Origin of the sequence: Azorhizobium sp. AG788, assembly GCF_943371865.1 — a bacterium.
Lineage (GTDB): Bacteria > Pseudomonadota > Alphaproteobacteria > Rhizobiales > Xanthobacteraceae > Azorhizobium.
Genome location: NZ_CALRWL010000045.1, coordinates 19135 through 36977 on the forward strand (window position 1 = coordinate 19135; position 17843 = coordinate 36977).

17 protein-coding genes are annotated in these 17843 nt (G+C 66.7%); 8 read left to right on the forward strand and 9 right to left on the reverse strand.

Annotated elements, in window-relative coordinates:
* Window positions 1–30: 30 nt before the first annotated feature.
* From proC to AAG816_RS21085, 3 genes are all read left to right on the forward strand, one after another.
* Entirely contained in the window at window positions 31–867 is an 837-nt protein-coding gene (gene proC / locus AAG816_RS21075; RefSeq protein WP_341991652.1) for a pyrroline-5-carboxylate reductase, read from the forward strand.
* Between the two features lie 123 nt (window positions 868–990).
* Window positions 991–1662 (forward strand): TetR/AcrR family transcriptional regulator, encoded by a 672-nt coding sequence (locus tag AAG816_RS21080; protein WP_341991653.1) that lies wholly within the window; start codon window positions 991–993, stop codon window positions 1660–1662.
* 53 nt (window positions 1663–1715) lie between these two features.
* The gene (locus AAG816_RS21085) at window positions 1716–2072 is read left to right on the forward strand and encodes a tRNA-binding protein (RefSeq protein WP_341991654.1); all 357 of its coding nucleotides are present in this window, start codon (window positions 1716–1718) and stop codon (window positions 2070–2072) included.
* Between the two features lie 3 nt (window positions 2073–2075).
* Here the strand turns inward: AAG816_RS21085 and AAG816_RS21090 are convergent, their stop codons facing one another.
* Genes AAG816_RS21090 through AAG816_RS21105 form a run of 4 tightly spaced genes read right to left on the reverse strand, consistent with a single transcriptional unit; the run spans window position 2076 to window position 5133 of the window.
* Window positions 2076–2480, reverse strand: a complete 405-nt coding sequence (locus tag AAG816_RS21090; RefSeq protein ID WP_341991655.1) for a GNAT family N-acetyltransferase — start codon at window positions 2478–2480, stop codon at window positions 2076–2078.
* Window positions 2481–2530: 50 nt separating this feature from the next.
* The gene (locus tag AAG816_RS21095; protein ID WP_341991683.1) at window positions 2531–3910 is read right to left on the reverse strand and encodes an ATP-binding protein; all 1380 of its coding nucleotides are present in this window, start codon (window positions 3908–3910) and stop codon (window positions 2531–2533) included.
* A 5-nt stretch (window positions 3911–3915) separates the two neighbouring features.
* Complete coding sequence (locus tag AAG816_RS21100; RefSeq protein ID WP_341991656.1) at window positions 3916–4635, reverse strand: response regulator; 720 nt, start codon at window positions 4633–4635, stop codon at window positions 3916–3918.
* A gap of 12 nt (window positions 4636–4647) precedes the next feature.
* Window positions 4648–5133, reverse strand: a complete 486-nt coding sequence (locus AAG816_RS21105) for a MarR family transcriptional regulator (RefSeq protein ID WP_341991684.1) — start codon at window positions 5131–5133, stop codon at window positions 4648–4650.
* A gap of 278 nt (window positions 5134–5411) precedes the next feature.
* Between AAG816_RS21105 and AAG816_RS21110 the strand changes: the two genes are divergently transcribed.
* The 3 genes from AAG816_RS21110 (at window position 5412) to dctA (ending at window position 9204) form a co-directional block, all read left to right on the forward strand.
* Entirely contained in the window at window positions 5412–6299 is an 888-nt protein-coding gene (locus AAG816_RS21110; protein ID WP_341991657.1) for a branched-chain amino acid aminotransferase, read from the forward strand.
* A gap of 116 nt (window positions 6300–6415) precedes the next feature.
* Complete coding sequence (locus tag AAG816_RS21115; protein ID WP_341991658.1) at window positions 6416–7726, forward strand: dicarboxylate/amino acid:cation symporter; 1311 nt, start codon at window positions 6416–6418, stop codon at window positions 7724–7726.
* A gap of 164 nt (window positions 7727–7890) precedes the next feature.
* On the forward strand, window positions 7891–9204 hold the full coding sequence (gene dctA / locus AAG816_RS21120) for a C4-dicarboxylate transporter DctA (RefSeq protein ID WP_341991659.1): 1314 nt from the start codon (window positions 7891–7893) through the stop codon (window positions 9202–9204).
* Between the two features lie 4 nt (window positions 9205–9208).
* On the opposite strand, the gene AAG816_RS21125 is transcribed toward dctA, so the two are convergent.
* The 5 genes from AAG816_RS21125 to uvrC all read right to left on the reverse strand — a co-directional run bounded on the left by AAG816_RS21125 (window position 9209) and on the right by uvrC (window position 14134).
* Window positions 9209–10315 (reverse strand): serine hydrolase, encoded by a 1107-nt coding sequence (locus AAG816_RS21125; RefSeq protein ID WP_341991660.1) that lies wholly within the window; start codon window positions 10313–10315, stop codon window positions 9209–9211.
* 92 nt (window positions 10316–10407) lie between these two features.
* The gene (locus tag AAG816_RS21130; RefSeq protein WP_341991661.1) at window positions 10408–10929 is read right to left on the reverse strand and encodes a molybdenum cofactor biosynthesis protein MoaE; all 522 of its coding nucleotides are present in this window, start codon (window positions 10927–10929) and stop codon (window positions 10408–10410) included.
* A 5-nt stretch (window positions 10930–10934) separates the two neighbouring features.
* Window positions 10935–11186, reverse strand: a complete 252-nt coding sequence (moaD, locus tag AAG816_RS21135; protein ID WP_341991662.1) for a molybdopterin converting factor subunit 1 — start codon at window positions 11184–11186, stop codon at window positions 10935–10937.
* Window positions 11183–11824 (reverse strand): CDP-diacylglycerol--glycerol-3-phosphate 3-phosphatidyltransferase, encoded by a 642-nt coding sequence (pgsA, locus tag AAG816_RS21140; protein ID WP_341991663.1) that lies wholly within the window; start codon window positions 11822–11824, stop codon window positions 11183–11185. The genes moaD and pgsA overlap by 4 nt, the downstream gene beginning before the upstream one ends.
* A gap of 129 nt (window positions 11825–11953) precedes the next feature.
* Entirely contained in the window at window positions 11954–14134 is a 2181-nt protein-coding gene (uvrC, locus tag AAG816_RS21145; RefSeq protein WP_341991664.1) for an excinuclease ABC subunit UvrC, read from the reverse strand.
* 126 nt (window positions 14135–14260) lie between these two features.
* Between uvrC and AAG816_RS21150 the strand changes: the two genes are divergently transcribed.
* Entirely contained in the window at window positions 14261–16408 is a 2148-nt protein-coding gene (locus tag AAG816_RS21150; protein WP_341991665.1) for an adenylate/guanylate cyclase domain-containing protein, read from the forward strand.
* Between the two features lie 7 nt (window positions 16409–16415).
* Complete coding sequence (locus AAG816_RS21155) at window positions 16416–17843, forward strand: mechanosensitive ion channel family protein (protein WP_341991666.1); 1428 nt, start codon at window positions 16416–16418, stop codon at window positions 17841–17843.

Consider the following 17843-nt stretch of genomic DNA (forward strand, 5'->3'; position numbering starts at 1 on the left):
CGGTGTCTCCCTTTGCGTGCAGGTGTGCCGATGTCGCTGGACATGTTGAAGCAGTTGAAGGGGCCCGTGGTCCTCGTGGGCGCGGGAAAGATGGGCGGGGCGCTGCTCGACGGATGGCTCGGCCTGGGGCTCGATCCCGCCAACCTCGTGGCGCTTGATCCGAACCTGCCCGATGAGGTCGCCGCGGCCCTGGCCGCCAAGGGCGTTGCCGCCAATCCCGCCTATGACACCCTTCCCGCCGCCGGCGTGCTGGTGCTCGCGGTCAAGCCGCAGGTGGCGCCCGCGGTCATCGCCAGCGTGCGCGCGCTGGTGGGGCCGGAGACGGTGGTGGTTTCCATCATGGCCGGGCGCACCATCGGCTTCCTCGAGAAAGCCCTGACCCATCGCACCGCCATCATCCGCACCATTCCCAATACCCCCGCGGCCATCGGCCAGGGCATCACGGTGGCCGTGGCCAACGCCGCCGCGCCGCAGGTGGCGCGGGATGCGGCTTCTGCTTTGCTCGGTGCGGTCGGGCCGGTGGAATGGGTGGACAATGAGGATCTGATGGACGTGGCCACCGCCGTGTCCGGCTCCGGTCCCGCTTACGTGTTCCTGCTGGCGGAAGCTTTGGCGCAGGCCGGAGCGGCCGCAGGCCTCCCCGCCGATCTCGCCGATCGGCTGGCCCGAGCCACGGTCTCCGGCGCCGGGGCGCTGCTGGCCCAGTCCGGCACCGCTCCGGGAACCCTGCGCCAGAACGTCACGTCGCCGGGCGGGACCACGGCCGCCGCTCTGGCGGTGCTGATGGATGCCTCCACCGGATTCGGCCCCCTGCTGACCCGCGCCGTCGCGGACGCCACCCGGCGGTCCCACGAATTGGCCGGCTGAGAGCGATCCGACCTTGTGGGGGCGGTCTACCGCCCCCACCTGACGCGTGGCATCCGTTGTGATCCGGCGTTCAGCCGGATCGAATGCGGCATGTAGCCCAGCAGCCCGTCGGCGGGAGGACTTATGACCTCGGAAACCAGCCGTGACGCCGCTTTACGTGCCTTCCTCTCGCTCCTGGAGGAGGGGCCGTTCGAGCGCATCGATCTGCTTCAGGTGGCGGAGCGCTCGGGCGTGGCGCTGTCGGAACTGCGGGTGGCGTTCGCCTCGCCGCGCGATCTGCTCGCTGCCTTCTTTCGTGCCACGGATCGGCACGTGTTGGCAGCCGGCGCCGACCCCACCGCTGCGGAACTGGCGGAGGAGCCGGCCCAGGAGCGTCTGTTCGAGGTGCTGATGCGGCGCCTGGATGCGCTGGATCCACATCGGGGCGCGGTGCGCTCCCTGATGGCCTCGGCCCGGCGCAATCCGCTCCTGGCGCTGACCCTGCTGGATTTGAGCATCCGGTCCCAGACCTGGATGCTGGCCGCAGCCGGCCTGCCGTCCACCGGACTGGCGGGCGCGACCCGTGCCCGCGGGCTGGCGGTGCTGTTCGGGCGCATTCTGGATGTCTGGCTGAAGGACGAGGACCCCGGTCTTGCCCCCACCATGGCGGCCCTGGACCGGGAATTGGCCAGCGGCGCCAAGCTGCTGGGCATGCTGGATGATCTGGCCTATCTGGCGCTTCCCTGGCGCGCCCGCCGCCGATCGGCTGCGGTCGGGCAGGCGGATGCGCCAACCGAGGCGCAGGCGGGCGCTTGACCCATTGGCCCATGGCCGATTGAGTGGCCCGATCCCAGAACAAGGAGAGCGGTATGGTGTCGCCTGCGGTCAGCGGCCAGATCGGAATTGAGGATTTCCTCAAAGTTGACGTGCGCGTCGGCACCATCCTGGAAGCGGAGGCGTTCCCGCAAGCCCGCAAGCCGGCCTATAAGCTCAGCATCGATTTCGGACCGGACATTGGCGTCAAGCGGTCGTCGGCGCAGATCACCGAGCATTACGGGCTTGAGGAACTGGTGGGGCGGCAGGTGGCCGGCGTGGTGAACCTGCCACCGCGCCGCATCGGCCCGTTCCTGTCGGAAGTGCTCACCCTCGGCTTCGCGGACGACAACGGCGCCGTGGTGCTGGTGACGCCGGCCACCGGAGTGCCGAACGGCGCGCGCCTGTTCTGAGGCTCACACCGGCTTCTGCATATAGACACGGTGGCGCCCATCCTCCGTCGCCCGGTGGGTTTCCACATATCCGCAGCGGCCATAGAGGGCGATATTCTCGGTCATGGCGGCATTGGTGTAGAGGCGAACAGTTGAATAGCCGGCGGTACGGGCGGCCTCATCGGCAAAGGAGAGGAGCAGCCGGCCGAGCCCGCGCTTCTGGAAATCCGGGCTTACCGCGATGTTGTCCAGCAGCAACGCGTCCGGCTCGTGGATCAGCACCAGGAAGCCGGCAACGGCGCCATCGATATCCAACACCTGGGCCAGCCCGTTTTCGGCCAGATCCGCATAGTCCGCCAGCATGGGCAAAGGCGGGCGGCCGATGCGCGGCACATAGATGCCATAGGCCGCCTGAGCGATGGCGGTCATGGCCGGGACGTCCTCGCCCCTTGCGGGGCGGATCAAGGGTTTTGATGTCATCACACCGGCAGCCGAATGGTGGCGCGTAGCCCGCCCAGGGGGCTGTCCGCAAGGATCACATCGCCGCCATGGGCGCGGGCAATATCGCGGGCGATGGACAGGCCGAGGCCGGAGCCGCCCGCGTCCTGGTTGCGGGCATCGTCCAGCCGCAGGAAGGGGCGGAAGACGTCCTCGCGCTTGTCCTCGGGAATGCCGGGGCCGTCGTCGTCCACGGTGACGATGAGCCAGCGGGCATCACGGGTGCCGGTGATCTCCAGGCGCTTGGCATAGCGCACCGCATTGCCCACCAGATTGCCGATGCAGCGCTTGAGCGAATCCGCCTTCACCTGCACCAGCGGCGGGCCCATGAAGCTGGCGCTGGCCTGGGCGCCGGAGCGCTGGGCGCTGGCCCGCAGATCCTCCACCAGTTGCGCCATGTCGGTGAGCGCCGTCTGTTCGCCGCCATCGCCGCGGGCGAAGGCCAGATAGGCCTCCAGCATGCCCTGCAGTTCGTCCACGTCCCGGCGCAGCTCATCCACCTCGGGGCCTTCGGGCAGGAAGGCCAGTTCCAGCTTGAAGCGGGTGAGGATGGTGCGCATGTCATGGGAGACGCCCGCCAGCATGGCGGTGCGCTGCTCGATCTGTCGCTCGATGCGCCGCTTCATCTCCAGGAATGCCACCGCCGCGCGCCGGACCTCGCGGGCGCCACGGGGGCGGAAGTTCTCCACGTCGCGGCCCTTGCCGAAGGCTTCCGCCGCGTCGGCGAGATTCTCGATCGGGCGTATCTGGTTGCGCAGGAACAGGATGGCCACCGCCAGCAGCACCAGCGAGGTGCCCACCATCCACAGCAGGAAGATATGCGAGTTGGAGGCATAGGCCGAACTGCGGCGGGCAAAGATGCGCAGCACCGCATCGGGCATCTTCACCCGGACCTCGATCAGGTTCGAGCGCCCCACGGTATCGATCCAATAGGGCTGCTTGATGCGCCGGCCGATCTCCCGCGACAGGGCACTGTCGAGAATGGAGAAGAATGGACGCGGCCCCTGCGCCGGCAGGGGATCGGGCGGCAGCACGTCGACGGACAGTTCCAGCGACTGCCAGGCGATGCGCCGCAGATTGGCCGCGTCCTTGTCGTTCGGATAGGTAGCGTACATATCCACCACCGCCGCGATGTCCTGGCTGACCGCCGCCGACAGCCGCCGTGTAACGGTGTTGTAGTGCCGCTCCATGAACACGAACGCGACCACCGACTGCAGGATCACCATGGGAATGACGATGATCAGCAGCGAGCGGGGAAACAGCCCCTTGGGGGTGACGCGGTTGAACCAGGCCGCGAAGCGCGAATTGGCTTCGGTGCAGAATTCACTGAGGCTGCGCAGCCCCGCCCGGCTGGCTTCCATCACGCTCACGGCGTCACCACCAGCCGATAGCCGATGCCCCGCACCGTCTGCACGAAGGAGGGATTGGCCGGATCCCGCTCCACTTTCCGGCGCAGGCGGTTGACCTGAACGTCCACCGCCCGCTCGCTGGCCGCCCCGCCACCGGCAAGCGCCAGGCGCGGCACGGTTTCCCCTGGCTGCTCGGCCAGCGCCCGCAGCATGTCGCGCTCGCGCTCGGTGATCCGCACCCCTTCGCCGGCGCGGGTGAGTTCGCCGCGCCCGAGATGGAAGGTGAAGTCGCCGAACCGCACCGCTTCAATGGCCTTGGGCGGCGTCACCGTGGTGCGCTTGAGGATGGAGCCGATGCGCAGCAGCAGTTCGCGGGGCTCGAACGGCTTGGCCACATAGTCGTCTACGCCCGCCTCCAGGCCGGTGATCCGGTCCACGGTTTCGGAGCGGGCGGTCAGCATCAGTATCGGCACGGCAGAGGTGGTGCGCAGCCAGCGGGCGAAATCGACGCCGGATTCGCCGGGCATCATCACATCCAGCACCAGCAGGTCGAACTCAAGGCCCACCATGCGGCTGCGTGCTTCCAGGGCCGAAGCGGCAGTGGTGACGCGGTAGCCGTGCTCGCTGAGGAAGCGGGACAGCAGGGTGCGGATACGGTTGTCGTCATCCACCACCAGCAGATGGGGGGCGTCGTCCGGCAATGGCGGCGGGGCGGGCCGGGGGGCAATCTCGGTCATCAGGTCTGGCCCTCAGGCGGAATGGGAGCGGGCGGCGCGTTCCGCCCGCTGGATCAGGCGCTCCACCGCCGGGCGATCCTCCCGGTCGATCATGGCCACAAGAAAGCGGCGGGCGGCTTCTTCCGCGCCCGGGCCGCATTCCGCCAGCGCCTTGGCGATGCGCCGGCTTTGCAGGGCGACGAACTCGCGGGCCAGCGCTTCCCCCTTGGCGGTGGGATACAGCAGCCGCTGGCGCCGGTCCGAGGCGCCGGCGCGGCTTTCCACGAAGCCCTCATCCACCAGTTCGCGCAGCACACGGCCAAGGCTCTGCTTGGTGATGCGCAGGATGTCGAGCAGGTCCGTCACGCGCATACCAGGATTGCGGTTCACGAAATGCAGCACCCGATGGTGCGCGCGCCCGAAACCGATGGAGGCCAGGATCTCGTCCGGATCGCCCACAAAGTCGCGATACGCAAAGAAAAACAGCTCGATCAACTCGACCGAGGGCTGGCCCTCCATGGTGTCGGACGGGGCCGCGATATCGGCGGTGCGGGGGGGCTCGGAATGAGGATTTACGTCAGTCATGTTGACTTTTTTCGGTCCGATCGTTACTCAGATGGCATCGGAAGCGAAAGGATCGGTCTTCAGATTGCTGTGAGACGTTCGATCATTGCGCTTTCCGGCGAGTGTGCCCATCCTTCGGGCATGAAACTATCGATACCTTGCGCCGCTGCAAAGTGCAGTCGTCGCCGGAAGCAAAGGCCGCCTGCAAGACGCGCCTGACAGGAGTGAAGACCATGAGTGGAGAGCCTTTCGACAAACGCGACGGCTGGATCTGGTACGATGGCGCGCTGGTGCCGTGGCAGGATGCCAAGCTGCATGTGCTCTCCCATGGCCTGCACTATGCCAGCTGCGTGTTCGAAGGCGAACGCGCTTATGGCGGCGAAATCTTCAAGTCCTCCATGCACTCCGAGCGGCTGCGGCTGTCCGGCGAGATGCTGGATTTCACCATCCCCTATTCCATCGCCGAGATCGATGCCGCCAAGCGGCTGACGCTGGAAAAGAACAATCTCGTCGATGCCTATGTGCGCCCGGTGGCGTGGCGTGGCAGCGAGATGATGGGCGTCTCCGCGCAGAGCAACCAGATCCATCTGGCCATCGGCGTGTGGGAATGGCCGAGCTATTTCGATCCCGAGCAGCGCCAGAAGGGCCTGCGCCTGGATATGGCGGAGTTCCGCCGTCCCGACCCGGCCACCATCCCCTGCAAGGCCAAGGCCTCGGGCCTGTACATGATCTGCACCATCTCCAAGCACAAGGCGGAGCGCCGCGGCTATGCGGACGCGCTGATGCTGGATTATCGCGGCTTCGTGGCCGAGTGCACCGGCGCCAACATCTTCTTCGTCAAGGATGGGGTGATCCACACCCCGACCCCCGATTGCTTCCTGGACGGCATCACCCGCCGCACGGTGATCGAACTGGCCAAGCGCCATGGCCTGGAGGTGATCGAGCGTCACATCAAGCCCGAGGAACTGGCCGACTTCAGCGAGTGCTTCATCACCGGTACCGCCGCCGAGGTGACCCCGGTGGGTGAGATCGCCGATTGGCGCTTCGCCCCGAGCGGGATCACCCATCAGTTGATGGACGCTTATACCGCCGAAGTTCAACCAAAGAAGCAGGCGGCCTGACGTTACGTCAGAATTGCATGACGTAAATCACACGCATAAGAGCAAAAGGGTGGCCGACGGCCACCCTTTTCGTTTGTGGACCTTCCGGTCCCCAAGAAGCTGTGCGGGGAACGTCGATGCGTCGGCCGATTTATAAAGTCTTGTATTTCCAGGTTCTGGTCGCGGTGGTCGCGGGACTGCTCCTGGGCGCATTCTTCCCCGCCACCGGCGAGGCCATGAAGCCGCTTGGCGACGGCTTCATCAAGCTGGTGAAGATGATCATCGCGCCGGTGATCTTCTGTACCGTGGTGATCGGCATCGCCAGCATGCGCGATGTGCGCAAGGTGGGCCGGGTGGGCGGCAAGGCGCTGATCTATTTCGAGGTGGTCTCCACCTTCGCGCTCATTCTCGGCATCATCGTCGGCGATATCGTCCGGCCCGGTGACGGCTTCAACGCCAATGTGGCCAGCATCGATACCAAGGCGATCGCCGGCTATACCAACCAGGCCGCGCATGCCAGCACGGTCGATTTCATCCTGAACATCATCCCGAACACGATGTTCAGCGCCTTCTCCACCGGCGAAATCCTCCAGGTGCTGCTGGTGGCGATCCTGTCCGGCTTTGCCATCGGCTCGCTGTCCGACAACATCGCCGATCCACTGCTGCATGGCCTGGAAGCCATCGAGAAAGCGGTGTTCGCGGTGGTCAAGCTGGTCATGTACACCGCGCCCATCGGGGCGTTCGGTGCCATGGCCTTCACCATCGGCAAGTACGGCATCTCCAGCATCGGCAACCTGCTGCAGCTGATCGCCACCTTCTATCTCACCGCGCTCCTGTTCGTGTTCGTGGTGCTGGGTGCGATCGGCAAGGTCTTCGGCTTCAGCGTGTTCAAGCTGGTGCGCTACATCAAGGACGAACTGCTGATCGTGCTCGGCACGTCCTCGTCTGAAAGCGCCTTGCCGGCGCTGATCCAGAAGCTGGAGCATGCGGGCGCCTCCCGCTCGGTGGTCGGCCTCGTGGTCCCCACCGGCTATTCGTTCAATCTGGACGGCACCAATATCTATATGACCCTGGCGACGCTGTTCATCGCCCAGGCCACCAACACGCACATCACCTGGGAGCATTATCTCCTGGTGCTCGGCGTCGCCATGCTGACCTCCAAGGGCGCCAGCGGCGTCACAGGCTCTGGCTTCATCACCCTGGCGGCGACCTTGGCCGCGGTGCCGGAAATTCCCATCGCCGGCATGGCGCTGATCCTGGGTGTCGACCGCTTCATGAGCGAGTGCCGCTCGCTCACCAACTTCACCGGCAATGCGGTTGCGACCCTGGTGGTGGCCCGTTGGGAAGGTGAACTGGACATGGATCGCCTGCATGCGGTGCTGGACGGCAAACCCGTGGAGCCCCTGGCCGCGGCGCCGGCCCGCGCCGTGGCAGCGCCGGTGCATTAGCACGTCGCGACAACCGGTGGCGGATCGCGGCAGACGCCCCGGTCCGCCACGTGAGATGTGCGGTGTTTGCCGCCGTTAGGCCATCTGCGGATCAGGACGGCGGGAGCAGCGGCGCGGCGAAAAAGACCGCTGCGGCACTGAGTGCCTTATGCTACTCACCTACCATGCTGCCGCCGCCCGCCCCGCCCGTTCCTGCCGGCCGTCAGCGCCTGCATCAGATCCTCTATGTGCAGGTCCTGGTGGCCGCCGCCGCAGGGGGCATCCTCGGCTTGGCAGTTCCCGGCGTTGCTGCGGCCATGGAGCCCTTGGGCACCGGCTTCGTGCAACTGGTGCGGATGATCATCACACCCATCGTGTTCCTGACCTTGGTGCTGGGCGTCGCCGGCATGCAGGACGGGCGCAAGGTCGGGCGCATCGGCGGCAAGGCGCTGCTCTATTTCGAGGTGGTGTCCACCTTGGCCCTGGTGATCGGGCTGGTGGTCGGCCTGCTGCTGAAGCCGGGGGCGGGATTCGACGTGAACCCGGCCACCATCGATACCAGCGGCATCGGCGCCTATGTGGAGCAAAGCCACGGGGTGACGCCGGTTTCGTTTCTTCTCGCCATCATTCCCGACACTTATTTCGGGGCCTTCACCGGCAGCGCGATACTGCCGGTCCTGCTGGTGGCCTTGCTGACCGGCTTCGCCATCGGCCAGTTGGGCGAACAGGCGGCGCCCCTGCTGGAGGGGCTGGCCTATCTGAAGCGGGGCATCTTCGCGGTGGCTCGGCTGGTGATGGCGGCGGCACCGGTGGGCGCATTTGGAGCTATGGCGTTCGTGATCGGCAAATACGGCCTTGCCGCCATCGGCGCCCTGCTCAAGCTGCTGGCGGCGGTCTATCTCACCGAGTTGCTGTTCATCGTGCTGGTGTTGGGGAGCATTGCCCGGTTCAACGGATTGAGCATTTTCCGCATCATTGCCTACATCAAGGACGAGTTGCTGATCGTGCTCGGTACCTCCTGCGCGGAAAGCGCCCTGGCGCCATTGATGGAGAAACTGCGGCTGGCGGGCGCGGAGGGCTCGGTGGTGCGACTGGTGATGCCCGCCGGCTTCTCGTTCAATTCCGACGGCACCAATATTTATATGACGCTGGCGACCTTGTTCATCGCCCAGGCCACCAACACCCATCTGGATTTCTCGCAGCTGATGGTCATCCTGCTGGTGGCCTTGGCGACGTCCAAAGGCGTGGGCGGGGTGACCGGCTCCGGCTTCATCGCGCTGGCGGCCACCTTGGCGGTGGTGCCGGGCATCCCGGTCGCCGGGCTCGCGCTGATTCTCGGGATCGATCGCTTTCTCAGCGAGGCGCGGGCCATGACCAATGTGGTCGGCAATGCGGTGGCGACCCTGGTGATCGCCAAATGGGAGGGCGCGCTGGATGCGGAGACCGCCCAGCGCGTGCTCCAGGCGCGCGGCCCCGCCAACAGCAGTCCTCCCACCTGACGCGTCAGGGGCACGGCGCGTCCAGCAGGATGCGCGCCGCCGCGAGGAAGTCATCCTTTCGCACGCGGAGCACCGGCCCGTTGGCCGAGGGGGCGACCAGCCGTTTGTGGGCGATCACCATGTTCCGCTTGGGAGCCACCAGGATGTACTGGCCATGGACGCCCCAGGCCATGAACGCGCCCTCCAGCGGCGATCCGGGCGGTTCTGCAAAGGTCCACCATAGGTCGCCGTAGCCCAGTCCGTAGGCGGCGGTCTTGCGGGGGTGCATGTCGGCTGAGGTGGTGATGGGCGTGGTGATGGTGGTCACCCAGTCGGCGGCGATCACCTGCGTGCCCTCCCACTGGCCATGTTCCAGCATCAGATAGCCGATGCGGGCCATGTCCCGCGTGGACAGGAAGAAATGGTAGGGCGGGTGGCTGGAGCGGGTCTTGTCGCCGAAGCGGCCGCGGACATGGCGGCCCGGTTGGAAGTCCTGCAAGTGCAGCGGGGCGGCGATGTCTGTGGCAAAAGCCTCGTAGATGCCCCGACCGGTCGCCTGCTCGAACACGGTTCCCGCCGCGTTGAATCCCCAGTTGTTGTAGAGAAAATAGCTTCCCGGCTGCTGCGATCCCCGAATTGGTGCGGTGGATAGGTCATCGCCGGCATTGGCGGCGGGGTGATAGACCGCCGAACGGGAACTGAGCAGGTCGCGCACGCGGGCCGTCTTCTCGATGGGCAGGAGGCCGCCGATATCGTCAATGCCCAGGGCGCCCAAGGTGGCATCGAGGTCGATGGTGCCATCAGCCACATGGCGCCCATACATCATTGCCAGAATGCTCTTGCGCACGGACTCCACGATGCTCGCCGTGGCGATGGGGCCGTAGCTGAACAGGATGCGGCCGTCGCGCGCCGCCACCAGCGCGGTGGTAGCGCCGCTCTCCAACTGGCCGCGCGCCCGGGACAAGGCGTCCTGGCAGGCCGGACTTTGCTGCGCGGTGGGCACGGTCTCCCAATCGGCGCCGGGAAACTTTGGCGTATCCGCCCACCCTCCCGTGCTGGCCAAGGTCAGAGCCGCGAGCAGCACGACGCCCAGCGTCTGGCGGGAGCGAGCGTTGCGACGTGCCTTCATCATGGCCTGTGTCATGGGGAGGGAGGAGGCGGCTGGGAGCCGTTGTGGCCGCTACGTTGCAAGCCTGGAGACACGGCGAACGGGACGCGGACCGCTCAGCCCTTCTGCCAGCGATCCGCAGCGGCGTCGTCGGTGCCCTTGGCTTCCACCCAGGTGCCATCGGCGGCGGTGCCGGGGCGCTCCTCCTTCTTCCAGAAGGGAGCGTTGGTCTTTAGCCAGTCCATCAGGAATTCGGCGGCGGCGAAGGCCGCGCCGCGATGGGCGGAGGCGGTGACCACCAGCACGATCGGATCGCCCGGCACCATCCGTCCGTAACGGTGGACGAGGCGCGCGCCGCTCAGGGGCCAGCGCGTGCGCGCCTCCTGAAGAAGACGGTCCATCTCCTCTTCCGCCATGCCGGGATAATGCTCCAGCGTCAGCGCCGCCAGCGGTGTCCCGTTCTGATCGTCGGCGCGGCACAGGCCGGTGAACGTCACCACAGCGCCCACGTCCGTGCGCCCAGCCACCAGCCCAGTGGTCTCCGTCGATGCGTCAAACACCTCCGCCTGCACCCGGACCTGAAAGGCATCGAGCGGCAGATCGGCAGCATCAAGGGTAGAGACACTGGGGGCGGGCACGGCGATCAGCCTCCCGTCATGGGCGGGAAAAAGGCGATCTCGCGCGCGCCATGAAGCAGGGCGTCGGGCTTCACATGGCGGCGGTCCAGGGCGGCGCGCACCACAGCGGGATTCTCGAAGGCATGGGCATGGCCGCCGCCACGAGCGCGCAACCATCCTGCCAGATCTGCGACGGTCCGCACCTCAACGGGGGGCTCCACCTGTTCCTCGGCGACGCCAACCCGCTCGCGCAGCCAGGCGAAATACAGCACCTTCAAGCCTTGTCTCCCTGCACCAGATGCCGGCCGCCGGCGCGGAAATAATCGTATCCGGTGTAGAGCGTCAGCACCGCCGAGATCCACAGCAAGGTCAGCCCCGCAAAGGTCACGCCGGGGAGCAGCCGGTCGCCAGCCTCGCCCGCCAGCAGGAAGCCGACGGCGATGAGTTGCAAGGTGGTCTTCCACTTCGCGAGTCGTGACACCGGCACGCTCACGTGCAGTTCCGCCAGAAACTCCCGCAGGCCGGACACCAGGATTTCTCGGCACAGGATCACCACGGCGGCCCACAGCGACCAGCCGCGGATGGTGCCATCAGAGGCCAGCATGAGCAACGAGGTGGAGACCAGCAATTTGTCGGCAATGGGGTCCAGCATGCGGCCGATGGCCGATTGCTGCGACCAGGCGCGGGCGAGGTAGCCGTCGAAAAAGTCCGTCACCGCCGCGGCGACGAACAGGCCCAACGCCAGCCAGCGCAGGGAGACACCGCCATGGAGAATGTCGGCCCAGAACAGGCAGGCGGCCACGAGGGGCACCGCCGCGCACCGGGAATAGGTGAGCAGATTCGGTACCGAGAATGCGACACTCCGCGCGGACGGCGCGGGGCGGGGGGCGGTGGGGCGTGTTGCTGCGTCAGCCATGCCTGCTCGGTTCATTCAAGGGCGCTTCGCAGACATCGCTCGCGGTCACGGCAAGCGCATCTGCCAAGGGCATCTGCCACGTCGATGGAAACCAGCATGCCTGTGAAAGCCGGCGAGGTCGAGGCCGCCTCATCCCTGGGCACGCTCGTGGAAATACTCATATATGGCCTTCGCCGTCGAGGCATTGACGCCCGGAACGTGCTCAAGATCCGCCAAAGACGCGCGCTCGATGGCCTTCAAGGTACCGAAGTGCCGCAAGAGCGCCCGCTTCCGGGTCGGTCCCACGCCCGGGATGGTCTGAAGGCCAGCGTCGGTGATGTCCTTCTTGCGGCGAGCCCGATGGGAGCCGATGGCAAATCGATGGGCTTCGTCGCGCAGACGCTGGATGAAATAGAGCACCGGGTCGCGGGGCTCCATGCGAAAGGCGGTGCGACCGGGCAGGAAGAACTGCTCGCGCCCGGCCTCGCGGTCGAGGCCCTTGGCGATGCCCACCAGCGGCACGTCGGATATGCCCAGTTCGTCCATGACGACGCGGGCCGCATTCAACTGGCCAAGGCCGCCGTCGATGAGCACCAGGTCCGGCCAGGGCGAAGCGTCATCGTCGGGCAGGGTCTCCTCGTCGGCAACTGGCGTTGCGGTGCGGCTGGGATCCACAGGAACCTCCCCCGGCTCCCCGCGCCCCTTCCATGTGGCGGCGGCGCGCTCTGCTGCGGGGGCGTCGTCCGGCGACGTCGTTTCCGGCGCCGTCACCGCGTCGATCTCTGAGGGGATGGCTGGTGCGATGGCTGCGATCGGCCCCGCCTCAGCCCTCGGCGCTTCCCGCAGCAGCCGGGAGAAGCGGCGGCGCAGGACTTCCCGCATCATGCCGTAGTCATCACCCGGCACCAGGTCCGCCGACTTGATGTTGAACTTGCGGTACTGGTTCTTCCGGAACCCCTCGGGCCCGGCCACGATCATGCCGCCGACCGCATTGCTGCCCATGATGTGGGAATTGTCATAGACCTCGATGCGCCGGGGCGGGCGGGGCAACTGGAAGGCCTCCGCGACGCCTTCCAGAAGCTTGGTCTGGGTGGCGGTCTCCGCCAGCTTGCGGCCGAGCGCCTCGCGGGCGTTCTGCATGGCGTGGTCCACCAACTCGCGCTTCTCACCGCGCTTGGGGGTCGCGATCTCCACCCGGTAGCCGGCCTTGGTGGAAAGGGCTTCGGCGATGAGGGCTTCTTCCTCCACCTCATGGCTGAGCAGGATCAGACGGGGACAGGGCTTGTCCTCATAGAATTGCGACAGGAAGGCGCCCAGCACCTCGCTCTCGTCCAGCGAGCGGTCGGCGCGGGGATAATAAGCCCGGTTGCCCCAGTTCTGGCCGGTGCGGAAGAAAAACACCTCGATGCAGGTGGCCCCGCCTTGCTGGTGGCAGGCAAACACATCCGCCTCCTCCACCGAGCGCGGGTTGATGCCCTGGCTGCCCTGCACGGCGGAGAGCGCGGCGAGGCGATCCCTGAGCCGGGCGGCGCGCTCGAACTCCAGTTCCTCGGAGGCGGCTTCCATTTCCAGCGCCAGCTCTTCCTTGATGGCGCGGGAGCGCCCGGTCAGGAAGGCGCGGGCCTCGCGCACCAGCTCGGCATAGTCGGCGTGGCTGATCTCGCCGGTGCAGGGGCCGGAGCATCGCTTGATCTGATAGAGCAGGCAGGGGCGGCTGCGGTTCTCGTAATAGCTGTCCGAGCAGGAGCGCAGCAGGAAGGCCCGCTGAAGAGCATTGATGGTGCGGTCCACCGCCCAGACGCTGGCGAAGGGGCCGTAGAAATCCCCCGCCCGCGAGCGCGCGCCCCGATGCTTCAAGATCTGCGGGGCTGCGTGGTCGGCGGTGATGAGGATGTAGGGAAACGACTTGTCGTCCCGCAGCAGCACGTTGAAGCGCGGCTTCAACTGCTTGATGAGGTTGGCCTCCAGCAACAGGGCTTCCGGCTCGGTGCCGGTGGAGAGGAACTCCATGCTGGCGGTGGCCGCGATCATCCGGGCGATGCGGTTGGTGTGCCCCACCAGCCGCGTATAGCTGAGGATGCGCTTCTTGATGCTCTTGGCCTTGCCCACATAGAGCACCGCCCCATCGGCCGCGAGCATGCGATAGACGCCGGGACCGGATGGAGCATGCTTGGCTGCGCGGGCGATGGCCTCGCGGCCGTTGGCCAGCGTTCCCGGTGCGGGCGGCGCCTCTTCGGCGTCCTCCACCAGCAACAGGGCATCATCCTCGGACTCGGGGAGATCGGCGTCTTCCGGTGCGTCGGGCTGGTCGAGGGGAGGGCGGGACATCATGGGCGGAACGTAGGCACTCCGGTGGACAAGGGCCAGGGGGCGGCGCCCCAGGTACACAGCCCCATGGACAGCGCTTATAAAGATACCTATCCAACCGACGGCGTCGTGCGTCCTGCTGGGGGCTTCATGTTCGGGATCCTGTCCATCCGGTCAAAAATCCTGGCCATGCTGCTCATGTGCGGGGTTTTGTGCCTGCTGGCAGCCAGCTTCGTCGCCATCCGCAGCGGCACCCACGCGCTCAAGTCCACCATCTTCGAGCAACTGACCACGCTGCGGGCGTCGAAGACCTCGCAGGTCTCCGCCTGGTTCAAGGATGTGGCGGACGATTTCAGTGACATCTCGCAGGACACGCCGGCGGTGGAGGGCATCGCCGCCTTCACCGCGGCGTTCGCCCAATTGGGGCAGGGCGCGCCCGACGGACCCAGTCTGGCCTTGGAAGCCTATTATAAGGACAAGGTGCTTCCCAGCTTTGCCACGCTGGTGGATGCGCCCTTGTCGCCCCGCGCCTTTCTGCCCACGAGCCCGGCGGCCTTGCGTCTCCAGGACGCCTATGTGGTGCGCAATGACGACCCCGCCGGGAGCGGCGGCCGCAAGATTGTCGATGTCACATCCGGGCCGGACGGTACCCTGTCGGCCTATGATCAGGTGATTGCCAAATATCGGCCCTTCTTCCTCCGGGCGGTGGAAACCCACGCTCTGGAAGATGTTCTCCTCGTGGATGCCAAGTCCGGGACAATTGTCTACACCGTCTCCAAGCGCATCGATCTCGGCGCCAGCCTCACCTCCGGACCGCTCTCGAATTCCGGCGCCGCGCGGGCCTTTCGCCGGGTGATCGAGGGGGGCGGTGTGCCGGGTCAGACGGTGCTGGAGGATTTCAGCCCCTACGTTCCCGCCGGCCTGCGGCCGTCCGCCTTCATCGCCGCGCCGGTGCTGACCGACGGCAATCTGACCGGCATCCTGATCGGCGTCCTGTCCGTCCGGCAGATCGACGCTTTCCTGACCTTCGACGGCCGCTGGGACAGCGTGGGGCTGGGCAAGACCGGCGAAGTCTATCTGGTGGGCGCCAATGACCTCCTGATGCGCTCGCCATCCCGCTTCCTGATCCAGAATCCGGAGGGGTATTACAAGGCCCTTGCCGCGGCGGGCGTGGACGCGGAGACGCTGGCCAAGATCAAGCATTTCAATTCCCCCATCCTGGCCCAGCGGGTGGATACCCGCGCGTCCCGCGAGGGCCAGAAGGGGCTGTCGGATACGCAGATCGTCCAGGACTATAGAGGTGTGTCGACCCTGAGTTCCTGGGCGCCGGTCTCGGTGCAGGGGCTGCATTGGATCGTGATCGCGCAGGAGGATGAGGCTGAGGCGCTGGCGCCGGTTCAGGACTTGCGCCACTCCATCATGGTGGTGGCGGCCATCGCCGCGGTGCTGCTCACCGACGTTTCGGTGCTGCTGGCCAGCAGCTTTACCCGTCCGATCCATGCGGTGCTGGCGGGGGTCAACAAGCTGGCCGGCGGGGATGAGAGCGTGCGCATCGCGGTGAAGGGCCGGGATGAGTTCGCCGAACTGGCCAAGGCGTTCAATGCCATGGCCAATGAGATTGCCGAGCGCAGCGCCCGTATCGACCAGAAGACCCGCGACTATGAACAGCTGCTGCGCAACATCTATCCCGACCTCATCGCCGATCGCATTCGCCTGGGGGAGAGTTCCTTCTCAGAGCGGGTGCGCAATGTCTGCGTGGTGGTCCTCATCATCGAGGGCTTCGACGGGCTGGTGGGCGCGGGCCATCGCGACACCCTGGAGCGCATCAACACCCTGGTGGGCGATATCGACGAGGCCTGCGCCGCCGGCGGCCTGGAGAAGATCCGCACCATTGGCGAAACCTACATCGCGGCCTGCGGTCTCTCCACGCCGCGGCTAGACGCCGCCCAGCGCAGCCTGGCCTTTGTGGCGCAGGTGAATGCGGTGCTGGAGCGCCTGGCCCGCACCTATGAGGTGCCGCTCAGCGCCCGGGCCGGCGTGGCCCTGGGGGATGCGGAAGTGGGCGTCGTGGGGCGGCATCGGCTGTTGTATGACGTGTGGGGCCCGACCATGCTGCAGGCCCGCCGCATCGTGTTCGACGCCGAGCCGGGAACCCTGCGGGTCACCTCTGCCGCTCTCCAGCAACTGAGTGCCCGCGAGGGCTTCGTGCAGATGCCGGACATCGTTTTGTTCGATTCCACCCATGTGGAAACCTGGCAGCGCGACGCCGGTTTCACCCCCGACACTCCCACCGGGTGAGGACGCCATGTGGGATGTTCTGAGCCAGCCCGAAGCCCAGTGGACCTTGCTGGTGGTCCTCGGCTTTCCGTTGCTGACGGTGGTGCTGATCGAGCTGGTGCGCCGGTTCGCCGATGCCGGATCGGTGATGCGACGGCCGCTGCGCGTGTTGCAGAATATCGTTCTGCCCGCCGGCGTGGTCTGGATCATCGTGCATCAGCTGGCCCATCTTCCGCCAGACGGCTTGACGGTGAAGATCGTCGATACGGTGGTCGGTATTCTGCTGCTGCATGCGGTCTTCACCATCCTTCAGAGCCTGCTGATCGCCTTCAGCGAGACTGTGGGGCGATTGCCGGCGCCGCGCCTGTTCTATGAACTGGCGTCGTCGGCGGTGGTTGCGGTGGGGGCGGCGATCATCGTCTCGACCATCTGGGACGTGGATCTGGGCAGCTTGCTGGGGGCGCTGGGAATCGGCTCGGTGGTGCTCGGCCTGGCGTTGCAGAATGTGATCGGCGGGCTGGTGGCCGGCGTGATCGTGTTTTCCGGCCGGCATTTCAATCTCGGGGACTGGCTGGCCATCGATGGGGCGCCGGCCCGCGTGGTGCAGATCGACTGGCGGGCCATCACCGTGGAGACCCTGGCCGGGCAGCGGGTTGTGATTCCCAGCGCCAACATGTCCGGCGACGTGATGCACATCACCCGCGCGCACCAGCCGGTCTGGGTCGAGGCCACGGTGACTCTTCCGCTGAAGACCTCGCCCGAGGCGGCCAAGGACGCGCTGCGCGAGGCGGCCTTCGATGTCCCGCAATTGCTGGAGCCGGCGAGGCTGGTCTGCCGCATCCTCGCCATGGGGGCGGATGGTGTGCAGTATGAGGTCCGCTTCCTGGTGGCCGACGCCACGCAAGTCACGGCTGCGCGGGACATCCTCCTGCATCGCCTGTGGTATGTGGGCCAGCGGCACGATCTGGCCCTTGGCGGCGGGAGCGCGGGCGAGGTGCTGTATGGCGCCGATTCTGCCGACCTGCGGGCGGAGGCGCTCGCCGCAAGCGGCGCATTCGGCGGCAATGCCGCGGATCTCATGGACATCGCTGCGGCCGCGCGTCTGCTCACCTTCTGCGCGGGAGAAGTGATTCTCCGCCATGGAGCCAGCACTCCCAGCTTCCTGGTGATGCTGTCCGGGGCGGCGCAGGTGAGCCTGCCCATGCGGGGCGGGGTCAATGTGGAGCGGTTGGTGGCGGGGGACCTCTACGCCACTCGGGATGTGTACCGCGGCGCGGCATCGCAGGTGGACCTGACGGCGGAGGGCGAGGTGCGCCTGCTGTCCATTCCGGTGCCGGCCATGGAGTGCCTGCTGGAGCGCAACCCCCTGCTGGCGGAAGCGACGGAAGTGGTGATCGATTCGCGCACCGCGGCGCTCGCCGCCGCCAGCGCCGCGGTGCATGGGCGAAACGCCTGA